Consider the following 22,676-nt stretch of genomic DNA (forward strand, 5'->3'; position numbering starts at 1 on the left):
TGAATCGGGGGAAATACAATTGAAAAAAACATTCCAGCTTATCAAGCCGAAATGTTGGATAGATTAATCTTTCTGGTTGTCGATTGCTTCAGCCATCGTTTTATCGGTCAAATGAGCATAGATTTGCGTAGTTTCCGGTGACGCATGGCCCAACTGCTCCTGAGTTTTGTATAGATCGTTACGCATATAATAGTCGGTGGCGAACGAATGGCGCAGCTTGTGAACGGATAGGAAAGGCTTGCCGAATCGTTTGGCGTATTTGATCACCATTTCCTGAATAGCTCGCTTAGTCATACGTTCTCCCTCTTTTTTACCGTTAGCAATGGCGAGGAAGAGGGCTTTTTCTCTACGAGGAGCTTTATACTGGGACTGGCGCAGCTCCATATAATTTTTCAAAGCTTCAATGGCTTCCTGGCGGAAATAAACCGGCGTTTTGAAAGAATCGTCGTTTTTACCTTTTCGATAAACATGTGTCAATCGTTTTTTGATATCGATATCATCGACATTAAGATTGAAGACTTCCGACACGCGCAAACCGGAATTGAGAATAAGGCTGACGATACAGGAATCTCTCACTTTATTTCTTTCAAAGGAGTATAGAGCTTGCTTGTTATTGACAACCTCTTGCCCGTAACCGGTTTGAATATATTCGAGAAATTCCAGGATTTCTTCTTCCTGCAGCAGTTTGCCCTCCAGCTTGGCAGCTGTATCTTTGGGCTTGTTCGTACGCTTGATCTGTACCTTAGCCATAACATTTCTTTTCAACAGGGGATAGAATTCTTCATCCTCCGCGATTTGACTTAGGTAATGAAACAAGGAACGAAGAGAGGACAGCTTGCGGGAGATCGTTGTTCGGCTGTTGGTATTTTCGGTTCGCGTCATTAGATACATCCGGAAATTGTCCACACTTTCCATGTGCAGCTTCTCCAATGCTTCAATGGGTATGAGTCTCATAGACTCCGCTTCTGCTAACCCTTCGGCAAGCATCCAGGAGAAAAAGGTTTCATAATCGCGCACATATTCCAATAATGATGATGGAGAGAGATCAGGCAGCTTAAAATTAATAAATTTTTCTACATACCACGGCATAGATGGAATTTTCTTATCCAGCTCTTGGCGGTCTTTCACTTTTATTATATTCATAGGTATACACCTCTGTGGAAGTTGGTCTACGCAACGCGCTGTTGAAATAAGTATAGTACAGCTGTTCGCTTATTGAAAGCAATCGTTTGGGGCTCGCGTAGCTTTTTGGCTGTGTGCTGTGGTAAAGTTGAATGAAAACGATTGCAACGAAACCTAGTGGAGCTGTTTTCAAAAGTGGATGAAAATGGTAACCATTGATTGTAGGATAGTAATCATTCACTCAAAAATGGATAGACGGAGGAACCAGCATGCAGCTTACACAAATTAAAGAACTGGCACAGAAGATTAAAAGTAATGTCAACAAGGTGGTAGTAGGAAAAGACGATGTGATCGATAAGCTGTTAATTGCTATTATTGCGTCAGGTCACGTATTACTGGAGGATGTTCCGGGTACCGGAAAGACGTTGCTGGCGAAGGCTATGTCCAAGTCAATAAATGGGAGCTTCAAACGGATTCAGTTTACGCCGGACTTACTCCCGTCCGATTTGAGCGGAATTAACTTTTATAATCAAAAGCTGTCCGAATTCGAATTCCGTCCTGGACCGTTGTTTACGAATCTTCTTCTGGCTGACGAGATCAATAGAGCAACCCCGCGAACGCAGTCCAGCCTGCTGGAGTGTATGGAAGAGAGGCAGGTCAGCATAGATGGAGAGACGCGCCTGCTGCAGCGCCCGTTCTTAGTGATCGCAACTCAGAATCCGGTTGAGAATCAAGGAACGTTTCCTTTGCCGGAGGCGCAGCTGGATCGGTTTTTATTCAAAGTGAATATGGGGTATCCGAGCACTGAAGAAGGTATGGATATATTGAAGAGGTTTAAGGAACAAAACCCGTTGGATGAGATTTCGAGTGTAGCTGATGCAGAGGAAATTGCCGTAGCTCAGAAGCATTATGCTAAAGTTACAGTCAGCGATGACTTGCTCTCCTATTTGCTCGCAATTGTTGAGAAGACACGCTCACATGCGGATGTGGCAACAGGAGTCAGCCCACGCGGCAGCCAAGCTTTGCTGAAGGCGGCTCAAGTGCATGCGGTGCTGCGCGGAAGGGACTTTGTAACTCCCGATGACGTTAAAGCAATGGCTCCATCCGTTTTGGCTCATCGAATTATCGTTAAGGGTTCTTACCGTTCCCGTAATGAAGCGGCGGAAGCGGTAGTTGCTTCGGTGCTGCGTGAGGTTACAGTACCCGCTGAAGAAAACCTGCTTTCCAGATAGGATGTGGACGAATGGCGATCCATTGGTTTCTTTTTGTAGCATTCATTATTATTGTCATACAAGCCGTACTGTTTCGTTATTTGGGGCAACATGGGCTAACCTATAAGCGTTATTTCAGTAAAACGGCATGCTTTCAAGGCGAGGAAGTGGAGCTAGTGGAACGGATTGCTAATCGTAATCTCATTCCGGTGCCATGGCTGCGACTTGAATCTCTAATTCATGCCAGCCTTAAATTTCAGAGCCAAGTGGGTCTCGATATCAATGACGGAGCCATGTTTCAAAACCACAAAAGCTTGTTCAGTTTAATGCCATTTACGCAAATTACTAGAAAGCATCGGATTGAATGTACAATACGAGGCTGCTATAGGCTGAATACAGCTTCATTAACGTTCGGTGATTTACTGGGGCTGTATCGAAATACGTTACGATTAACGCTGGATGTCGAGCTGCTGGTGTATCCGAAGATAGCTGAGCTAAAGCATATAGCGATTCCTTCCCATAGCTGGCAAGGGGATATGACGGTGCGCCGTTGGATTGTAGAGGATCCCTTCATGATATCAGGCGTCCGAGAGTACCGTTATGGTGATCCGTTGAATGGAATCAATTGGAAGGCGACTGCACGCAGCGGCAGGCTTCAGGTTCATCAACATGATTTTACGGCGGATCATCGTCTGATGATTCTGCTCAATGTGGAAGATCACGAGAAGATGTGGAATCAGGTGAATGATGAAGAGCTGTTCGAACAAGGCGTTTCATACGCAGCTACATTCGCGCAATATGCCATTGGGCAAGGCATGGAAGCAGGTTTTGGTTCAAATGCTTATCTCATAGACATACCTAAGCAACCGGTTCTGGTAGAACCGAGAAGTGGTCCTGAGCAGATGACCTTCCTCTTGGAAACGATGGCAAGGCTGGTGGTAGCCCGAAGTATATCTTTCGATGATTTACTGGAGCAATTCGCTGCCCAAAACCTAGGTTCCTCACGAATGGATCTAGTGATTATTACGTCTTATGTGAGCGATAAGATGCAAAGGACGATTGAGCAGCTTGGTTACAATGGGAATGGTGTACAAGTATTTCCTCTTCAGAAGGAAGAAGACCATTCAGCCTCAGTGGAACAGGCAGGTGCCGGAGCATGAAGTTAACGTTCTGGAAAGGTATGGGTAGTAGTGTTTTGAAGGGAACCGTGGAGCTGCTATTGGGGCTTCCGCTACTGCTTATGTTGGCGGTGTACCTATTGCCTAATGATGTCAGTATGTGGTTGTGGGTTCTTTCATTGATGTTTAGCTATGCAGTTGGCTACACAGGCGGAAGCCTGCTGTCATTGCGGAAAAGATATCAGCTGTTTTTTTTCATAATCATTATGGGTGCCTTAGCAGCATATTTGATTTTTGGTACATCGTACGGATTTTACTTGGGCATGCCAATTGCCGCATTGCTTGTAGCCCGAGGGGTAAGGTTCGTTACAGTGCCCTGGGATGTAGTATTTCCAGTATCCTTCTATGGGATTGGTCTTGTAGTTTATTTTATCTGTTCTTTGGTATGGTCGTTTGTCCCGATACTTCAACCCTATTCATCCTTATTGTTATGGGGTGGTCTGGCATCGCTTGCGATCACATTGTTAATGACGAATCAATCGAATATGAAGCAAGAGACGTTATCTGGGGATAAGGAGCCTGTGCTTGCAGCAGCTGTAGTTTGGCAGAACCGTGTCCTGGTGCTTATAGTATTAGGATTGATTCTTATTGTTGTAGGGTTCCGTAAGCTGCAGCAAGCCGTTTTATGGCTGAAGGAGCAGCTGCTGGCATGGCTGCGGGAGCTGCTTTCCCGAAATCCTGAGCCTCCACCTGCAGATAAGGTTGAACAAGCCCCGAAGGACTTTGGAGGGTTAGGAGAAGCTGGTGAAGCTGCGCCTTGGCTTGTATGGCTGGAGAAGATATTTATGATTTTGGTAGAGGTGGCCATCGTTGTACTGCTGCTTATCATGCTCTATTGGGTTGCCAAAAGGCTTTCTAAGCTTATGAAAACATTGTACTTAAAGATGATGGATATTCTGTCACGAAAGGAAATTCGCAAAGGCGTCGGCGGATATGAGGATAATGTCGAAAGCTTGATGGATTGGCAGGCACTGCGTGATCAACTAACGGCTCGAATGAAGGGATGGCTGCCCCGTAAATCGGAACCACGTGAGAAATGGGAAGATATGAAGGATAACCGTGAACGTGTCCGCTATTTATACAGAAATTGGATTCGAAAATCAGTTGAAGAAGGCTATCTTCCACAACGTTTTTTGACACCGAAGGAAACGACGAAGGATATACAGCGCTGGGCCAATAATAAGCTACAATCACCAGAATCGTTAATCTCCTTGTATGAACAGGCGCGTTATGGCGATAAGCTTGCGGAGGACTCGGAAATTATCCATCTCAAGCAGGCTGTTGACAGAAATAAGCAATCTTAAAATAAATGCGTTTCATTTACCATTCAAAAGGATTATGAGTGTGGAAATCGAATTCTGTATAGTGGAGTGGTGATAGAGATTAGAATCTGAAACCGTAGAGGGATAAAACATGGATTTGAACGAAGAGTTGCTGATTGAAGTTGGTCAAATAGTAACCAAGCAGCCTGGAGAAATTATTGTTCGTTCAGGTGAGCCAGGCGTAGACATGTATGTTGTACTCAACGGGGAAGTAGAAATTTTTTTGGAGCAAGATGGCAGAAGCATTCCCATTGCTAAGCTAGGTAAAGGTGATTTTTTCGGGGAGATGTCTCTATTGGAGGAGATGCCCAGGAGCGGGACGGTTGTAGCTTCCCAGGCATGCACACTTGTTGTGCTTCAACAAGAATCTTTTCGTAAGCTGATGCAAGAGGATAGTGTTCTTGCTTGGCGGGTGATGAAGGGACTTTCAACACGCATCCGCGGGTTAAACAAAGAACTGGCGCAGAGGATTGGATATGATCTGCAGGAAGTTTCCAAGCTGCTTCATGAGAATGCGCAAGGATTGACAGTAAGCATTACACATATAGCTGCTTCAGCTCAAGAGATCGATACCAATGAGAAACATTTGGCAGGACAAATTCAAGAGGTACAGGATATTTCCAAAAACATCAGCGAAATGTTACAATTTATTCGTAACGTAGCCAGTCAGACCCATATTTTAGGACTGAATGCAGCGATAGAAGCAGCACGAAGTGGCGAACATGGTAGGGGATTCGGGATTATAGCTGAAGAAATTCGCAAGCTGTCCGCCGTATCTAAACAAAATGCTGAGAAAATCGCTGAGTTAACGGAGCAGATCAGCATCAAGATGGACGCGGTAACTGCAGCCTCACAGGACAGTGCAAGCAAGAGTAACGAGCAGGCTGATGCTACTCAGCAAATGGTTGCTTCAGTAGGTAAAGTTACAGGCCTAGCTGAGCGGTTAACAGGTATAGCGAACTCTTTGGCATAAGATCTAGATGATACAGTTTTTTTGATTGGTATCGAATTAGTAAACGAAAGAAGGATGATGTTGTTGATTACCATTTTGGAAGCCAGCATGACACACAGTAAGGAAGACGGCTACATTGGCAAAGTAGAATTTAGTGTTGAGAACCATAAGCAGCCCTATGAGATTACCCTATACAGGAAAAAAAACAATAAAGAGTGGAGCTATAGCTTGAATTTCTTGAAGGATTCAGGCGGAGAAGAAGAGATTGAAGCGTTAGAAGAACTGCTTGAAGAGGATGATGAAATATATGAGCAGCTGATTGAGGCTGCAAAAAGCAAGCTGCAAGAAGAAGAGTAACAGCTAAAGATTCCCTTGTGCCAGACGGCTTAGGGGATTTTTTTGTAGCTGGAGTTGAACATTTGGTGAGAAAGCTTTTCGCAAAAGAATCGGGAGGCGCGGATAATTTAATTTAGAAAAAATAATAATAATTGATAGCGTTTTCTTGTACTTCTCATCTGACGAAATCTGTTGTAACATGTGGATAAGCGGCTGAGGATATTCTTGATTTTCTACATGAAGTTACGAACGAACGGAGGCATACAGATGAGAGTACATGAGATTCAAATTTGCAATGACTTGCAGCCTCAATACTTGCAGGAGGTTGCTTATCAAGCAGCGAAATTCAGCTCCGATATCAAAATTAAGTTTGATCATGACGATTTACAATTGGATGTGAAAAGCATTCTAGGCATGATGATGATCCCATTACGATCTGGAACTAAAATCACCTTACAAACCAGGGGCAGAGATGAGAAAGAAGCTATTGACACCATGTGCGACCTGTTGGAAAACAAATCTTAAGAGGTTAGTCTCTCGCGTGCTGCAGTCCTAATAAAACTTCGATCGGGGTCGATTTGAAGATACATGTGGAAGCCTGAGCATTCAGGCTTTTTTTGCTCTATAAATCTTTAGACAGGGAGTGGCAGCGATGAAAATTTCATTTAAGAACGCAGATACGGGCAGGTATGTGAAGGACTTCAAGTTTGTGGTTAAGCATGTTTATAAGGTCGAATACACAGATAATTTACAAGAAGCTTACCTTATCAATAAGGAAGACTTTGAAACTCCGAGAAGAGATGAATCTGAGACTAAGATGCAGGTTCAATTAAAATGGTGCAAAGAAAAATTGAACCAAAATATAGTGCCGCTGGATGTAACGATTAGTCTATAAACAATACACTCACCAGCCTTCATCTCTTACCTGGTCTTCTGTTAGTTACTCGAACTTAACTAGCGTACTTTTTTTTCATTTCTTGTTGACTTTTGGAAACTCTTTTATAATTAAATAGGAAAGAGAATTCCAAATGCTGGGCTAAGGAGCTGACAATTCATGAAATACCGTAGACTTGGGAAAACGGAGCTAAAGGTATCGGTAGTTGGAGTAGGAACGTGGCAGTTCGGTGGAGCATGGGGTAAGGATTTCACTCAGGACGAGGTGGATGCCATTCTTGATAAAGCCTCGGATGTCGGGATTAACTTGATTGATACAGCAGAATGCTATGGTCATCATCTATCCGAAAGCTTTATTGGGGACTATATAGCTCGTCGTAAAAGCAGAACGGGTTGGGTTATAGCGACGAAGTTTGGACATAACCATTCCGATCGGAACAACCCATTAAGAAATGATTGGTCAGCGCAAGAGGTTCTTAAGCAGCTTGATGCCTCTTTATCTGCGTTGCAAACGGATTATGTAGATTTATATCAATTCCACTCAGGGTCCAATGAAGAGTTTGACAATGATGAGCTGTGGACAACATTGGACAAACAGGTGCAAGCCGGCAAAATAAGACACCTAGGCATCTCCATCGGCAGTAATGATAATCTTCATCAGACTGATGCAGCATCCAGTATTAATGCCAAAACGATCCAAGTGGTGTACAATCGGCTGGATCAAACACCTGAGAATCGCGTCTTTCCTTCATGCGAACGGCAGGACTTGGGAGTGCTTGCCAGAGTTCCTCTTGCAAGTGGCTATTTAAGCGGTAAATATAAGCCAGGGGCTCAATTTGCCGATAATGATGTCCGTTCTAGGCATGATAAGGAAGCTACAGCATTGAAGCTGCAAAAAGTACAGGAGATCCAGCAGAATGAGCTGCCGGAAGGCGTTAATATGGCCGAATGGGCCTTGGCTTGGTGCTTGCAGCATGCTGCGGTTGCCACGGTCATTCCTGGCTGCAAAAGCCCAGAGCAAGTAGAAGCGAATGCCAGCGCAGCAAACCTGGAGCTTGTCAGTGAGGAACATCCTTCCGCTTGGAAGGCTGCGAAATAATTACTAAAATCGATTGCTGGTGCTGTCCCAAAAGACGAAGACTTCTTAGGATCTATCACGCCCCATTTAGAGTGTTGAGTCCATAGAAAAAGAAGCCTCCAATCCCACTTTATCCGTGGTTTTAGAGGCTTGTTTGTTTGAAATTTGGTACTGGCCCTTTTAAGAGACACATGATGGCCGTTTAAGGCTGGCGGCGAAGTCTTGCATCGAGCACAAAAGTGCCGAAAGGCAGAAGAGAAGCAACAAGAGCGCCTATAACACGAATAAAGGACCAGCGGTTAGTAAGAGTCACATGAGCAAGGGTGAGAAGATAAAGAACAAATAACAAGCCATGCAGCATTCCGACTATCTTAACAGGCAAAGGAAAATCTGCGTAATATTTTAACGGCATGGCAATTCCAAGAAGAACAAGGAAAGAAATTCCTTCATACAGACCTATAAGACGAAAACGTCCAAGCGCAGTTTTTAACATCCGTTCACACCTCTTCTAATAAATATCGACTAGCTTAGTATATATGATAAAATCAATTTTCCATACAGGAAGAAGGATTTGTTCGAAAAAGGTTCACGATTCCAATGTTCACAATACAAATAAAAATTCATATTAAGGGCATTTACAGATGAAAAATAAATCAATGTTAGTTAGCTTAGTCATTTTGAGCCTTATCGCACTATTATATTTTTTTAAACCTGAACTATTTCCAATCCCAGCAAGTACTCAGAATGATGATACTGAAGCTGTATATACCATAGTCTTTCCATCCGTTCGTTATCCAGAAACAGCTGCGCACATCAGGGAAGCTATAGAACAAGGAGAGCCCTCCATATGTACAATTGATCGAAAGGGGGCTGAAGAAAATCGAAAAGAATCGCTTAAAGGCATTCCTACAAAGCCTAATCTAGACCGTGATGAGTTTCCTATGGCAATGTGTGTCGAGGGTGGAAAAGGTGCCGATATTAAGCATATAAATCCTTCAGATAATAGAGGAGCTGGATCTTGGGTTAGTAACCAACTTGAGAAGTATCCTGATGGGACAAGGATTAAGATAGTAGTCAACTAATTTTTGTTTCAGATATTATAATCTCTTAAGAGGAGAACTATTAATATGAAAAAGTCCGGGGAAATAGAAGTATATAAGAGACTTCAATGAAACAGATAGTGGAGCTTGGAGATAAGCAAGCACAGTAGATTACTGAAGATTTATAGAGGCAGTTGAAACGGAGGTGTTTGGCGGAAAGAGTGGGGACTTACCCCCTCTTTATTCATTTAATAATGATTTGATTGCTACACTTAGATGATGTGTTTACTCTATCCATTTTCTCGGTCCGATAACATGGAATAATTTATTATTGTCAGGCTGTAACGCATCAATTATTCGCTGAGTAGTGAAATCACTAATGGGGCGAGGCAGGTCATCAATGGGGTAGTATTTACATTCTAGTATCTCCAATGAACAGGGTTGAGGGGGGTGATCATTGGTTTCTTTACAAATGAAAACAAAATGGATGCATATCATTATTAGGATCGTAGTATATCCCAGTTAGTTGCTCCACAGCCACATCTATGCCTGTTTCCTCTAGTACTTCCCTCTGGGCAGTTTCCTCTGCGGATTCATTTTTTTCGGATAATCCTCCAGGCAGTTCCCAATTATATTTTCCATAGCTATGTTTTACCAAAAGAACATACCCTTCAGAATCTAGTATTACCGCTGCCGCTCCTAATAACTTATTAGACATACGGATCACTCTCCATCATATTTCATCGGTTATTACTAATTTCTGCGTGCCTAAATCTTAAACACTTCATCATTTGTACGGAAAATAGTGGAAGAAAGTTGCGGCAAAATTTGCAACTATCTGTTTTCTCCTCTCGTCAAATAAATAAGATTGGGGGTAGTGGGATGGATTGGGAAATTTTAATTGTCATTATTTTGCTTATCATTAATTATCCCGTATACAAACTTCTTTATAGATTGTTTTTTTATGATGCAGATGAATTTGATGAATCAGTGAGATATTCTTTTACTCCAAATTTCATTTCATTTTTTAGGGGGGAATATTGGGAAGATAAAATGAGCACGTTTAAATTACAAATGTATATTTTTTCGTGTATTATTATCATTTTTCTTGAGTTCATCCTATTCAATAAAATAATTGGCTATTTATAAGGCTCAGTACCAGTATCGAAATCATCGCTTGACGAAGCCATTCGATTTCAGATCCATACCTAACTCATCGCTTAATAAGACTTTTCGAACGGCATTGGCAGCATATAGACATTATTCGAAGCTACTGCCTACTCGCAAAACCTGCATCTGTACATCCTTTTTGATGTTTTATCAACAGTGTTCATGAAATCATGTAAATGTGCATCTTTCTGTGCATGCATTGCTTAATCGGACCATTCTACATGAAAATGGCTGTACTTTCGCAGCTTTTTCCACTCTATAGTAAATTTCAGCTGAAAATAACTGTAAGTTTGCAGGATTTTGTGCAGGTAAATGATCGTGAGAAGGTCAGGGCACCGATTTTGATGTTGAGCCATCTATCATAAATGACAAATAAATCAAAAGGATGAACAAGCATGAGGAATTTAATTGTCGGTATCCTAATAGGTGGGGGATTAATGCTTGCTTTTAATGCGTCAGCCGCCATTGAGCCACTAACTGGGAAAGTGGTTGAAAGTATGAGTGTTGTTGAACTTGAAGGTGAAGTTATTGGACTGAGTATTACGGTGGATGGAACTAATTACGTGCCAACCCTTAAGCTTACAGAACCGTTGGGATTAAAGGTTGCGTTCGATGATAAAAAGATATCGATATCCAAAAAAATTAAGGGGGAACCATACTTTTTTACAGAAGAAGAAATCCAGGATAAAGTAAAAACGATGGATCAACAGATGGAATTTGCAAAAGGTTTTGTAGAATCATATAAAAGAATTAGAGCAACAAAAGCTTTGGAAAGTGTCAAAGAAATTGATCCAGAGAAGAAGAAGAAAAATGACCTCGATGAGCTATCATATATCACTAGTGAAGAATTTTATCAAATGATAGCCTCAGAACATGAGAAACTGAAAAACTATTTATTGGAAAATAAAAGGGTGAATGTGGATGCCTTTAATTGGATGGCAGTTGATTCTGGGCTAATGATTTCTAAGAAAACACTTGAGTATTATAAAGAACATAAGTATCCTGCTGAAACTTTGAAAAAGGTGGAGGAAGATATAGCCCGATTGGAGCTTAAGCAAGCTGAGCTTCTTCATCCACCGTCAACCGCCGATATGATAGCCAAAATTAAGTCACAGACCAAAGAAGACTTAAAAGAAGCGATCAAAAACGAAGAGCTACTTATCTCCTTATATGAGGAAGCACTAGTTTCCAATCCTAATCAAAGTGAATCGCTATTTTCTGAGATTAATACTGAAATTAATAAAGCCAAAATGCAACTTGAAAAGCTGAAAATAAGGTTTGACGAGCTTGATACGGTTGTTCAGTTTGAGTCTGAATCAACGGCTAGTTAGGATTATGCTAGTACATATAAAGTATGAGTTTTGCAAGTCTAATAGAACTATTTAGGAGGAAATAAGATGAATCAGGAAGTGACGGATTTTATTGAAGCGTTAAAAGAGCCTTGGCAGGGGGAGCTTAGTTCCCGTCTTCGTGAGGTGGTTTACCAGGCGATTCCGGACGTACAGGAGCGCATCCAGTACAAGAAGCCCCATTTTTTGAAGAATGGGAAGTACGCCGCCGTTATCTCCACGTCCAAAGACGCGGTTAGCTTTACGATCTTTAACGCAAATGAGCTTGCATTACCGGAAGGTATGTTCGACGGTCCTCCGGAAAGAAAAACCATAAAGCTGCGGCAAGGGCAAGCCGTTGATATGGATCAACTGTCGTCACTGTTAAGCCAGGCAGTCGCAGCCCTCTGATCGTCCAGCAATCGACTGTATCCCATGGTGTTTGCGTTTCTCCCGCATGAGTAAGCAACTACCCCAACACTTCCTTCCTGTTCAGCAGCAACGGCACTCGCGCTCATGTGGAGTGTTGAGTGTTACTTAAATGGGCGGGGGCGGGGGAATGATTTCCCTCGCTTGATTTATGCCCCAAAAGAAGTGGGCGGGTGATATCATTCGCATGTACTTCAATCTTATGAATCAGCATGTGGATGATATGTTTAAGCACTTGCTCATTTTCAATGTCTAGCTTCGCTATCTTACTTACTTGGAACTGAAAATCCTGTAAGTAGCGTTATGTGACTTTCTTTGATTCAATCAGGTTTAAAGTTCAACTTTGCTTGCTGTCAATCGAATTTGTTCAGCCAGTATACTGTCATATGCTGCCTTAAACTGCTCGGTATCTATTGCCTTCTGCTGGAATGGAATAATACAGTTAATAGACATAATCTAGGGTTAGCAATAGATTTAATACACCCTTAAAGTCAATGAGCGTGGACACTGGAATTTCGATCTATATCAGAGAGGTAGGATAATTTTGAATATCCCAGATAACATACAAAAAATGATTGAAGAAAATAGAAAGAAAATGAAAAAACTTAAACCCGAGGAACGGTTTATTAGGTTTTACGAAACTAATAAACCATACGGTTGTTTTTCGAATTTTGCAAAGTATCCAGTAACGCTGATTAACAAAGAATGGGTAACTACAGAGCATTATTTTCAAGCCCAAAAATTTGTTGGAACTGAATATGAGGAAGAAGTTCGACTTGCTATCACACCTATGGAAGCTACAAGATTAGGGCGGGATAGAAATAAGCCTCTTCGCAAAGATTGGGAAGATTGCAAGGTTCAAATCATGCGAGAAGCACTAATTGCTAAAGTTGAACAACATCCCAGAATAAAGTCCATTCTTCTTTCTACAGGGGATTGTACAATAGTTGAACATACGACAAATGATGCCTACTGGGGAGACGGTGGTAACGGTCAAGGTCAAAATATGTTAGGCAAATTGCTAATGGAAATAAGAAACGGATTAGACGGATATGCACCTGAGTTTTTCTTACCACAATGGGTTGCTTTTCCCGATATTCATCCATTTAGTATTGGCTGGAGAATGGGAGCAGGTGAAGATTATTTAATGTACTTATGGGAATGGAGAAAGAAACAGTTGCCAGAAGCTATAAAAGAGTATGATGAATACTTTACCCCACCAGAACAATGGGTTGAGGCTAGTAAAGTTAGAGAGGCACATAAGAATAGAATTCAAGATGAGAAATAAAAATTGAGATGATTACTGGCCACATAAATGTAATGAGCGGTTTATTTGAGGTAAAGTAAGGCGTTCAACACTGGAGATGAAAAAATGGAAAAGGTAAAGTTTTATTCAATAAACGATATGACGAATGGCCAGAATCTAAAAAAATGTGAAAGTCTCATTAAAGAACACGAAGCAGGAAAAGAAGTACAGGATATTAACGACATAATTGAACTATATAATGTTAAAAAGTATTTCGATAATAAAATTTTCCTAGCAGATTGGAATGCTGATGATGTAAACCATTACCAGCATATAGTAAAAAGATTTTTGGGGATTGTAGCTAGATTTTTTAAATCAATTACTGACGATAACATTATTGCACTCTATTTTGATGTTGATGTTTTTTATTATAAGAGTGATTTTTGGGAATTAATCGATAAATTCAAAGTATATGAAGTAATAACTGAAGAAAAATTCAGGGAGATGTTGAATACATCAAAAGTATCGTTATACGATTTGCTGAAGTTCAAGAATATAACTGAACATTTTGGTAGGATCATTAGGGAGTATATGCTTAATAATAACTCATCAGCCCAGCTGCTTTTGGATAAATTTGAACTAAAGCATATTCGTGAAAAAGATCCGATATATTTCCCAAAAGAATTAAGTAGCTCTGATAAAGAAATTATTATTAATAATTACATAGATAGTGAAGATCCTAATTTAAATTATTTACGACTTATTGCCAATATACAAAGTAGTAAAGATAAAATTGAAATTACTCCGAGAACCTTATTGAAAGCAAAAAGAAAGGCTGAAGATCAAGAAAGCAAATTCTTCACAGAGAATTCTGGGATGATTATGGAAACAGCAGTTATCTTCTCCAAATCTCAGAGTGAAGAAGGTACTTTAATTAGAGACGATCTTTCAATAACCGCCACTTATAGTGCAAAATGGATTGAAGAGAATCAGGAATACCCAACACTTTTGAATAATTTTATACATTTATTTGATTTTGTTGACCTTCAAATGAGATGTACATTGGTCAACAAATATAATGAAATGGGTGTGTTTGAGCGTTTTATATTTACAACCTCTCAACATGCTTACACAAAAGGAGTAGCTTTCGACCACAAGAATGCCCTCTCATTACTTCAAATGGTAGGATATTCCAATCAACTATTTAGTTTAGGTATTCGATTAGAAGAAGTAATTGAATGGTTTTTTCAAGATTATCTCGCAATCGAATTTGATACTCGTAACTTCCAAGTAACTATGCCTTCAGCCCACTCTACTTTTCTTGAAAAATGCACAAATATTATGCCTGCATTGGAGTCAGTTCTTAAACAATTCTCATTATATGTTGAAGAAGGACATATTGATTTTGAATTGCTTGAGATACGCTCTGAACATCTTATATATAGCAACATCCCTTCACTAGTAAAAAGAAAATATACCTATGGTATAGGAGAAGAGTTTAAGACTGCAACTTTTCTTCTTTTTTCAGATCAAAGCAGTTTGGGTTATAACGAATATTTAGAAAAATCATATGACAACTTTTTTGAGTTGATACGCAATGAGAAATTAAAACTAAAAGACTATCCTGAATACCATGTCCCGAGAATTAATTGGCTTATAGACAACAAATATTTATCTATAGATGCAGAAGAGAATCTTATATTTGACAATGTGTTTCTTGTTATGATCCTTTATGATTTATATTTTAATGAAGTAATCAGTTACTGGAAATACTCGGAGTCGGAAAGAAAGATATTAGATGATCTTGAGAAGAAGAACGTAATTGAACTTGAAAGCACCTTATTTTCAAGACCCGAACAAGATTATATCAACTATACTCTGAACAAGTCTCAATTTAACAATGGACTAGACTTAAGAAACAAATACAGTCATTCACAACCCAAAAGTGGCGATGACGAAAAGATTCACAACCAGAATTACATGATATTTTTGCGATTATTTATTCTTTCAGTAATCAAGATAAACGATGACTTTTGTACATTTTTAGAAATGAGAAAGATGTAAGTCTGTGGTTAAAATAGGTTGCCTGACTGGGTGATGCTCGCTAAAATGGGTTTTCCATTGAAAAGTCCAGTAAATCTAGGCGATCTTCTTTCCACTTGCCTATAGATTATCGATGAACCTCCGAAAGGAGGTTTTTTGGTGTATTCAATCTATAAATAGAAACAATAATTAATTATTTCATATGCGAATACATACCCACGGACAGATTGGTAACGAAGAGTGGCGAATAATGATGTAAATCACAGACTAAGAAAAACTCTCTTGTTAAACTGGTATTAGGAAGTACCTGAGGATACTGCATCAAAATTGTCGGATGTATGACTATTTTCTTTTACATTCTTGTATTAGGTCCAGAAAAATGGCTATAGCAGGAAAATGGACGTATAATAAAATAGTGACATCCGCTGTTATTAAAGTGCCAAAGGTAATACTGTAAGTTTAATAATAAATTAGGCAAGGCAGGTGGGATCTCTTTGAAAACAATAGTGATTATTGGCGGGGGAATTACTGGGTTATCGACAGCTTACTATCTTCAGAAGATGATAAAATCACAAAATCAGGATGCAAGAATCGTACTGGTGGAAGCGAATGATACCTTAGGCGGTAAAATTAGAACCGTTCATGAGGGTGAATTTATAATGGAGACCGGAGCGGATTCGATTGTTGTGCGTAAAACGAATGTGGCTCCATTCTTAGAAGAGCTAGGCTTACAGGAGAATGTTGTATATAACGCAACAGGAGTTTCTTTTATTTATACAGAAGGTGAATTGAAACAAATTCCGAAGGATGCGCTGTTCGGCATACCGATGAGCCTGGAATCGTTAGCAACGACCGACTTGGTTTCGGCGCAGGGGAAGGTAGAAGCCTTAAAAGACTTTTACACACCGAATGAAACCTTTACGAAGGAAGATTCCATAGGGGCATTTCTGAAGCATTTTCTAGGTGAAGAGCTGGTGGAGAAACAAATATCTCCAGTCCTGTCCGGTGTATATTCCGGTCAATTGCAGGATCTGACGATAGCATCGACGATTCCTTACTTACTGGATTATAAAAATGAGTACGGCAGCATCATCCGGGGATTGGCCGAGAACAAAAAACGAATTCAAGGAAATGGTGACAAGAAATTCTTGTCGTTCAAGCAGGGTGTATCTGGCTTAATCGACAGATTGGAGGAGCGGTTAACCGATGTCGATATATATAAAGGTGTGCAGGCTGAAAAAATTGAGAAGCGGCAGGACCGGTATATCGTTTCTTTGTCCAACAAAGAAGAGTTGGAAGCGAATTTCATCGTACTCAGCACGCTGCATCCTGTGGCACAGCAACTTCTCCGCGATGAGAGGCTGGATGAGGATTTTAACCAGTTGAAAAATAGCTCTCTGATTAGCATTTATCTGGGTTATGACATTCCAGATAGCGAGCTGCCTAAGGATGGGACAGGCTTTATTGTCTCAGAAGGCAGTGATCTTAATTGCAACGCCTGTACGTGGACCAGCCGCAAATGGGATCACACCTCGGAGCAAAAGCAGCTACTGGTAAGGCTCTTTTATAAGAGCACATGTCGCGATTATGAAAACCTCCAGCAAATGACAGAAGAAGAGTTAATGCTGGTTGCGCGAAAAGATATGGAAGACAGCCTTGGAATAACTGTTATGCCGGTTTCATTCGAAGTTACCAAATGGCATGAAACGATGCCCAATTATCATTTGAAGCATCCTCATATCGTTAAATCGTTGGAAAATAAATTAGCCGAGAGCTATCCCGACGTAATTTTAGCTGGGTGCTCCTATTATGGTGTTGGTATTCCGGATTGTATCATGAACGGTGAGCAGACCGCCCAAAGGATTGTTGAATGTTTATAATCAACAACTGCTTTCCTAAACATAAACAATATGAGCAAATGTTTCATCAGTTCATATTTTTATGAAAGAGCAGCTCAAACGTCAGAAAATGATGGAAAGAACGAAAAGAGGGGTTGTGCAGAGGGGTTTTTTCTGCCCAGCCTTTTTATGTTTTGTCTGTGGCTGTTAATGTAGTGAATTCCCTTAAAAGTTAGGAATGATAGTATTGAGAGACAGGATTGTATATCTTATTGCAGTTTTGATTACGATCGTATTGGGACTTAGTTCAAGAGCATTTTCGGATCTGTTGCCTGTATTTGTTACAAGACATTTTGGAGACGGACTATGGGCTAGTATGATCTATTATGGCTTTCGTTTTTTGATGGTGGATAAGAAATTGTCTTTGGCATTTGGAATGAGTATCCTTTTTTGTTTTGCAATAGAATGCAGTCAGCTATATCAAGCAGAGTGGATAAATGGAATTAGGAGTACTTTATTAGGTTCTTTGGTTTTGGGAAGGGGATTTTTAATAGTGGATTTAATTAGGTACACCGTTGGTATTATCCTATCATTTTTGATTGATAAATATGGGTATAAACGTATTGTTTAACTTAATCAGATAAGTAGTTCTAACGGTATTCCGATTGGATAGGAAAGGTGTAAACAATACAGAGTGCATGAAGGGAAAGAACAATTTATACAGCGTTTACAATTATCGACATTCTCTTTTATAATGTGCGATTAAGCGCTTTACCAAAAATTTACGCAGAGTTTACAAAAATGGGTTGTAAGAATAATAATACGTATGTATAATAGGAAATGTAAACCAGTTAAACCGGTTTAACGATTCGTTAAATCGATGAATGAAACCAGTTGTAGGAACTGGTTTTTATTGGGAAAATCATTAAACCGGTTTAATGATTTCTTAACAAATAATTGAAGGGGGGATCGTGTGGCAACAATTGATGATGTAGCTAAGGTAGCTGGTGTTTCTAAAGGAACGGTCTCCAGTGTATTCAGCAAGAAACGACCAATCAGCAAGCAAGTAACGGAAAGAGTGCTTGAGGTAGCTAAAGACATGGGGTATTTTCCTAATCATGTAGCAAGAAGCTTAGCTATTAAGAAAACGATGATTGTTGGACTCAAGATGCCCATTTCCAAAGAAAGCACGATGTCGGGCTTCGAGATCCAAATGATAAACGGCGTTATTAGAGAGTGCTCGAAGCAAGGATACCGGGTACTGCTTGATTCATTGCCTGAGCATGATGATCCGACCCAATTTTCAATCGATCCTATTGACGGTGTTATTATGCTGAATCCAAGAAAGCATGATCCCCGAATAGATAGATATAATCAAATGAACATTCCATTGGTACTAATTGGTAGGCCCGATCCTGAGGATGCGTCCGTCTGTTATGTGGATAATGATAATACCAATGTCAGCTTTCAGGTTGGAGAGTATTTATTACAGAACGGCCATTCATCCATCCTATTTCTTAATGCTGCAGATGATATGACTGTTTCTACGGATAGGCAGAACGGATTGTATGAAGCAATCACTCGGCATGGAAAGCCGCTCAGCAGCGTACATGTGGTGAATTATTCAAGAAAGCATCATAGTCATGCAACGGATTATGGTTACAGCGCACTAAAAGCTATCTATGGCAAACATGAGTTTACTGCCGTAATCACAGACACTGACCGCGTTGCTCTAGGTGTGCTGCGTGCAGCCAGAGAGCTTGGTATCGATATCCCTGGTGATCTTTCGGTGATTGCATTAAGTAACGATGCGACGTTAGCGCAGGAGATTACGCCCAAGCTGACCTCAGTTGAGTTATCAGCCGAACGGCTTGGTGCGGAAGCAGCGCAAATACTTATACAAAAAATGAATGACCTCAGCGTCGTGCAGCAAAGGATTATTGAAGCAAGACTGGTGATCCGCGAATCATGCCGCAAGTTGATCTAAAGCCTCATATTGAGGTGGATGTTCTATGAAAGCGCTTTATTAACGTATTGTAAAGGCGGTGGTGTCTCAGGTTGAATTGGGTTATTAGTTTATCATTAGCCATATAACAGAATGTGCTGGTACAAAAGTATTCTGTCCAAGAGAAATTAACATTGGGAGGTTAACATGATTAAGAAAACTAAAGCGGTTAGTTCGATGGTAGCATTCATGCTTCTTGGTGGCGCACTTGCAGGCTGTTCCGGCGGCGATTCTGCACCCACGGCCAATAATACAGGAACCACAAACAATAACACCACGACCCCTCAGCCTAAGACGGATGCCAAGAAGGAAGATAGAGCACTACGTATGATGTCATCAGTAATCGGCGGTAAAAATCCTGACGAAAATACGCTTTTCGAGAAAGAAATAGAGCGGTTAACCGGCATTAAAGCCAAGCTGGATAAGCCCGCATCCGATTACGATCAAAAGCTGATGGCCGCTATTTCATCCGGTGAAAAGTTCGACCTGCTGCAAGTAAGTAAAGAAAGAATGAACCTTCTAGTCGATCAAGGTGTATTGACTCCTCTGACAGATCAAGTTAAGGCTTCCAAAGTACTGCAGGATCCTGATGTTCTGCCGACACAGGAATGGGATCAGGTTAAGACGAAGGATGGCAAAATATTCGGCGTGTTTACTAAATTCCAAGGCGGAACTATGCCGACTGTACGGAATGACTGGTTGAAGAAGTTGAATCTGCCGGAGCCGAAAACATTGGATGATTACTACAAAGTACTCAAGGCCTTCACTGAGCAGGATCCTGATGGCAATGGTAAGAAAGATACCTATGGTTTATCAACGGCCGGCATGTATGAGCTGCAAGGATTTTTCAGTTCAGCGGGCCTGAAACAGCGGTATGTAGAGAAGGATGGCAAGAAGGATGTTCCTTATTCAACAGATGCTGCGATTCCTGTCTATGAGTTCCTTAACAAATTGTACAAAGAAGGCATCCTAGATCCGAACTTTGCAACTAATGATACGGGTAAAATGCGTAACTTGTTCCTTACGGACCGTGTAGGCATGATCACTTATTGGGATGCTTGGGTGGGTATGTTGAATAATACGAGATTAGAGCAGGACCCGAAAACAACCTTTGAAGCAAAGGGCCTACCGGGTGCTTCAGGTCCCGATGGCAAGTATATGCTGCGCCGCGGAGATCCGGATGTATGGGTAATTCCTGTTAATGCAGAGCATCCCAAAACAGCGTTCGAATTCATCGAATGGTGGCACTCCAAGGATGGAATTATTCTGGGCAGCCTCGGTATCAAAGAGAATGATTATACAGAAGCCAACGGCAAATATGAGCTGACAAAAGCAGGTAAGGAGCATGCGATGGATCATGGCGTACCGTTCTGGTATAACAAAAAGGTTCAACCGCCATTCGGCTTGCTGCCTGGTGTTAAAGAAGCTCAGGAGCTCGTAATCAAATATGCGACGCTGGAATTGACTCCTCCAAAATGGGCTGACGCAGAAAAAATTATTAATGAGTTTTCGTTTAAAGCGATACTTGGAGAAATGCCTGCTGCTGAAGCTGTCAAGAAAATGCGTGAGCAATTAAAAGCCAAACAATTAATTGATTAATAGCATGAATTATTAGGTGAACCGATAGTAAATGGAATTCTGTTTTCTTATCAGCATAAGAGAGGGAGTATGCTCGTTGTACTCCCTTATCAATCAACTTCGATCGGATAAGGTGGTGGCTGTCGCTTGAAAGCCGTCTGGAAATATAAAACTTTGTATATAATGATGGTTCCCATTCTCGGTTATTTCTTACTTTTCTCGTATTATCCTCTTGTAAGAGGATTTATTATCAGCTTTCAAAACTTCCGCTTGATTGGAAACCGGCCATTCGTAGGCTTTGACAATTACAAAGAAGTGCTTATGGACAGCTCCTTCTGGGACGCTCTTCAGAATACGCTTATTATCGGCTGCAGCTCGTTAGTTGTTGGATTTATTATGCCTATCGTTCTGGCGTTATCCTTAAGTGAAATTTTTTCTACCTGGTTTAAAAAAGTAACGCAAATGGTCGTTTACCTTCCTCATTTATTCTCATGGGTTGTTGTAGGCGGGATGTGGATTATGATGCTCTCACCTGACACAGGGATTGTGAATCAGCTCTTGTTGGCGCTAGGGGCGGGAAAACCAATTAGCTTTATGTCCAGCACCATCTACGCTCGAGGGATTATGGTATTCACTTCAGTATGGAAAGAGATGGGCTTTACGTGTATTTTGTACTTGGCTGCAATCGTTTCGGTCAACCCTTCGCTATATGAAGCGGCAAGAATAGATGGAGCCAATCGTTGGCAGCTGGTGCGATTTGTGACGCTTCCTTCTCTTGTTTCAACAATGAAGGTTGTTATTATGTTAAATGTATTAAGTATTCTTCGTATGTTCGATCAGATTTTTGTCATGAGAAACGGAGCCATCGCCAAGAAGATAGATGTAATCATGATGTACACGTACCAGAAGGGGATTCTTGAATTCAAAATTGGACTTGCAACTGCTTCCGGATTTTTGGTCATTTTTGCAACGCTAATCCTTACTTTTGTAACCAGAGCGCTTATCCGTTATGACGATGGGGGAGACAAATAGGATGAAGAATCAGTATACAAGTTTGTCTAGCCGCGTATTCGACGCTTTCAATATATTGTTCCTACTGGTACTGGTTTCAACCATGATTATTCCCTTCATGAATACCTTTGCGTTAGCGTTTTCCACGAATTTTGCTTCCATGCAGCCAGGAATCGTTTTATGGCCGAAGGAATTTAGCATAGAGGGCTTCAGCACGGTTTGGAACCGTATGCAGCTGTATTTACCCTTTACCAATAATGTAATTGTTACAGTGGTGGGTACGATCGGTCACGTGCTGCTGTGTGCGATGGCGGGATATGTGCTGGTTCAACCGCTGCTTCCAGGGAAAAAGCTGATGGTATCGCTAATTCTAATCACGATGATGGTTCCGGGCGAAGCGATTATGATACCGCTCTATGTGGTGAACAAAGAGCTTGGCTTATTGAATACTCTGTCAGCCCTTATTATTTCAGGTCTTGTGTCGGGCTTCAGTGTGTTATTAATGCGCAACTTTTTTGCAACGGTACCTATTGAAATGTCGGAATCTGCGCGGATGGATGGAGCAGGAGATATGCGGATATTCTTCACCATGTATTTGCCGTTAGCAAAGGCAGGTTTAGCCACCGTCACCTTATTTGAATTTGTAAGTCGTTGGAATCAATTTACCCCAGCGCTTCTATACATCAGTGATCATTCCAAGTATACCTTACAGATTGCTCTGAAATCGCTAATTATCGACACGGATTCTACCTCCAGTAACTTTATCATCACTACGAATGTTCGTATGGCAGGGATTGTTATTGCCTTAGTTCCGCTCATTATTATTTATCCTTATGTTCAAAAGTATTTCGTCAAAGGCATCATGATAGGAGCAAACAAGGAGTAGTGTCATTAT

The 22,676-nt window shown here is 40.9% G+C and carries 23 protein-coding genes; 19 read left to right on the forward strand and 4 right to left on the reverse strand.

The features are described 5' to 3' along the window. Positions 1-63: 63 nt before the first annotated feature. Positions 64-1,143, reverse strand: a complete 1,080-nt coding sequence (gene xerS / locus GC093_RS13520; protein ID WP_171652401.1) for a tyrosine recombinase XerS — start codon at positions 1,141-1,143, stop codon at positions 64-66. A gap of 248 nt (positions 1,144-1,391) precedes the next feature. Here xerS and GC093_RS13525 point away from each other — a divergent pair, with 248 nt between their 5' ends. The 8 genes from GC093_RS13525 (at position 1,392) to GC093_RS13560 (ending at position 8,114) form a co-directional block, all read left to right on the forward strand. After that, positions 1,392-2,354 (forward strand): AAA family ATPase, encoded by a 963-nt coding sequence (locus GC093_RS13525; RefSeq protein ID WP_171652402.1) that lies wholly within the window; start codon positions 1,392-1,394, stop codon positions 2,352-2,354. 11 nt (positions 2,355-2,365) lie between these two features. Then, the gene (locus GC093_RS13530; protein ID WP_171652403.1) at positions 2,366-3,493 is read left to right on the forward strand and encodes a DUF58 domain-containing protein; all 1,128 of its coding nucleotides are present in this window, start codon (positions 2,366-2,368) and stop codon (positions 3,491-3,493) included. After that, positions 3,490-4,815, forward strand: a complete 1,326-nt coding sequence (locus GC093_RS13535; protein ID WP_171652404.1) for a hypothetical protein — start codon at positions 3,490-3,492, stop codon at positions 4,813-4,815. Before GC093_RS13530 ends, GC093_RS13535 begins: the two co-directional genes overlap by 4 nt. 109 nt (positions 4,816-4,924) lie before the next feature. Then, positions 4,925-5,806, forward strand: a complete 882-nt coding sequence (locus GC093_RS13540) for a methyl-accepting chemotaxis protein (RefSeq protein WP_171652405.1) — start codon at positions 4,925-4,927, stop codon at positions 5,804-5,806. A 57-nt stretch (positions 5,807-5,863) separates the two neighbouring features. After that, positions 5,864-6,142 carry a hypothetical protein gene (locus GC093_RS13545; protein WP_312886534.1) on the forward strand — a complete coding sequence of 93 codons (279 nt, stop codon included), beginning with the start codon at positions 5,864-5,866 and terminating at the stop codon, positions 6,140-6,142. Positions 6,143-6,388: 246 nt separating this feature from the next. Next, positions 6,389-6,646 carry an HPr family phosphocarrier protein gene (locus tag GC093_RS13550; RefSeq protein WP_171652407.1) on the forward strand — a complete coding sequence of 86 codons (258 nt, stop codon included), beginning with the start codon at positions 6,389-6,391 and terminating at the stop codon, positions 6,644-6,646. Positions 6,647-6,773: 127 nt separating this feature from the next. Then, the gene (locus GC093_RS13555; protein WP_171652408.1) at positions 6,774-7,016 is read left to right on the forward strand and encodes a hypothetical protein; all 243 of its coding nucleotides are present in this window, start codon (positions 6,774-6,776) and stop codon (positions 7,014-7,016) included. A gap of 159 nt (positions 7,017-7,175) precedes the next feature. Continuing rightward, positions 7,176-8,114 (forward strand): aldo/keto reductase, encoded by a 939-nt coding sequence (locus GC093_RS13560; protein ID WP_171652409.1) that lies wholly within the window; start codon positions 7,176-7,178, stop codon positions 8,112-8,114. Positions 8,115-8,295: 181 nt separating this feature from the next. On the opposite strand, the gene GC093_RS13565 is transcribed toward GC093_RS13560, so the two are convergent. Continuing rightward, the gene (locus tag GC093_RS13565) at positions 8,296-8,586 is read right to left on the reverse strand and encodes a DUF3817 domain-containing protein (protein WP_171652410.1); all 291 of its coding nucleotides are present in this window, start codon (positions 8,584-8,586) and stop codon (positions 8,296-8,298) included. Between the two features lie 148 nt (positions 8,587-8,734). On the opposite strand from GC093_RS13565, the gene GC093_RS13570 reads away from it, so the two are divergent. Further along, positions 8,735-9,175: a NucA/NucB deoxyribonuclease domain-containing protein gene (locus GC093_RS13570; RefSeq protein ID WP_171652411.1), complete on the forward strand. Its 441-nt coding sequence runs from the start codon at positions 8,735-8,737 to the stop codon at positions 9,173-9,175. Between the two features lie 424 nt (positions 9,176-9,599). On the opposite strand, the gene GC093_RS13575 is transcribed toward GC093_RS13570, so the two are convergent. Beyond that, complete coding sequence (locus GC093_RS13575) at positions 9,600-9,851, reverse strand: NUDIX hydrolase (RefSeq protein WP_171652412.1); 252 nt, start codon at positions 9,849-9,851, stop codon at positions 9,600-9,602. Positions 9,852-10,698: 847 nt separating this feature from the next. Between GC093_RS13575 and GC093_RS13580 the strand changes: the two genes are divergently transcribed. After that, positions 10,699-11,634, forward strand: coding sequence for a hypothetical protein (locus GC093_RS13580; protein WP_171652413.1), 936 nt, complete (start codon positions 10,699-10,701; stop codon positions 11,632-11,634). A gap of 66 nt (positions 11,635-11,700) precedes the next feature. Then, a complete protein-coding gene (locus GC093_RS13585; RefSeq protein ID WP_171652414.1) occupies positions 11,701-12,042 on the forward strand; it encodes a DUF1801 domain-containing protein in 342 nt (113 codons plus the stop codon). A gap of 348 nt (positions 12,043-12,390) precedes the next feature. Here GC093_RS13585 and GC093_RS36390 read toward each other — a convergent pair whose 3' ends face one another. After that, the gene (locus GC093_RS36390) at positions 12,391-12,513 is read right to left on the reverse strand and encodes a hypothetical protein (RefSeq protein WP_281365238.1); all 123 of its coding nucleotides are present in this window, start codon (positions 12,511-12,513) and stop codon (positions 12,391-12,393) included. 91 nt (positions 12,514-12,604) lie between these two features. Between GC093_RS36390 and ybiA the strand changes: the two genes are divergently transcribed. The 8 genes from ybiA to GC093_RS13625 all read left to right on the forward strand — a co-directional run bounded on the left by ybiA (position 12,605) and on the right by GC093_RS13625 (position 22,667). Then, a complete protein-coding gene (ybiA, locus tag GC093_RS13590) occupies positions 12,605-13,348 on the forward strand; it encodes a riboflavin biosynthesis intermediates N-glycosidase (RefSeq protein WP_246314278.1) in 744 nt (247 codons plus the stop codon). 84 nt (positions 13,349-13,432) lie between these two features. Then, complete coding sequence (locus GC093_RS13595; RefSeq protein WP_246314280.1) at positions 13,433-15,370, forward strand: hypothetical protein; 1,938 nt, start codon at positions 13,433-13,435, stop codon at positions 15,368-15,370. Positions 15,371-15,843: 473 nt separating this feature from the next. Next, entirely contained in the window at positions 15,844-17,229 is a 1,386-nt protein-coding gene (locus GC093_RS13600; RefSeq protein WP_171652415.1) for a protoporphyrinogen oxidase, read from the forward strand. 238 nt (positions 17,230-17,467) lie between these two features. Continuing rightward, on the forward strand, positions 17,468-17,818 hold the full coding sequence (locus GC093_RS13605; protein WP_312886526.1) for a ribosomal maturation YjgA family protein: 351 nt from the start codon (positions 17,468-17,470) through the stop codon (positions 17,816-17,818). 342 nt (positions 17,819-18,160) lie between these two features. Further along, a complete protein-coding gene (locus GC093_RS13610) occupies positions 18,161-19,174 on the forward strand; it encodes a LacI family DNA-binding transcriptional regulator (RefSeq protein WP_171652417.1) in 1,014 nt (337 codons plus the stop codon). A gap of 165 nt (positions 19,175-19,339) precedes the next feature. Beyond that, positions 19,340-20,791: an extracellular solute-binding protein gene (locus GC093_RS13615; protein WP_171652418.1), complete on the forward strand. Its 1,452-nt coding sequence runs from the start codon at positions 19,340-19,342 to the stop codon at positions 20,789-20,791. Between the two features lie 126 nt (positions 20,792-20,917). Then, complete coding sequence (locus tag GC093_RS13620; protein WP_171652419.1) at positions 20,918-21,802, forward strand: ABC transporter permease subunit; 885 nt, start codon at positions 20,918-20,920, stop codon at positions 21,800-21,802. A gap of 1 nt (position 21,803) precedes the next feature. Next, entirely contained in the window at positions 21,804-22,667 is an 864-nt protein-coding gene (locus GC093_RS13625; RefSeq protein WP_171652420.1) for a carbohydrate ABC transporter permease, read from the forward strand. Positions 22,668-22,676: the final 9 nt, after the last annotated feature.

Origin of the sequence: Paenibacillus foliorum (genome assembly GCF_013141765.1) — a bacterium.
In the GTDB taxonomy this organism is placed as follows: Bacteria; Bacillota; Bacilli; order Paenibacillales; family NBRC-103111; genus Paenibacillus_S; species Paenibacillus_S foliorum.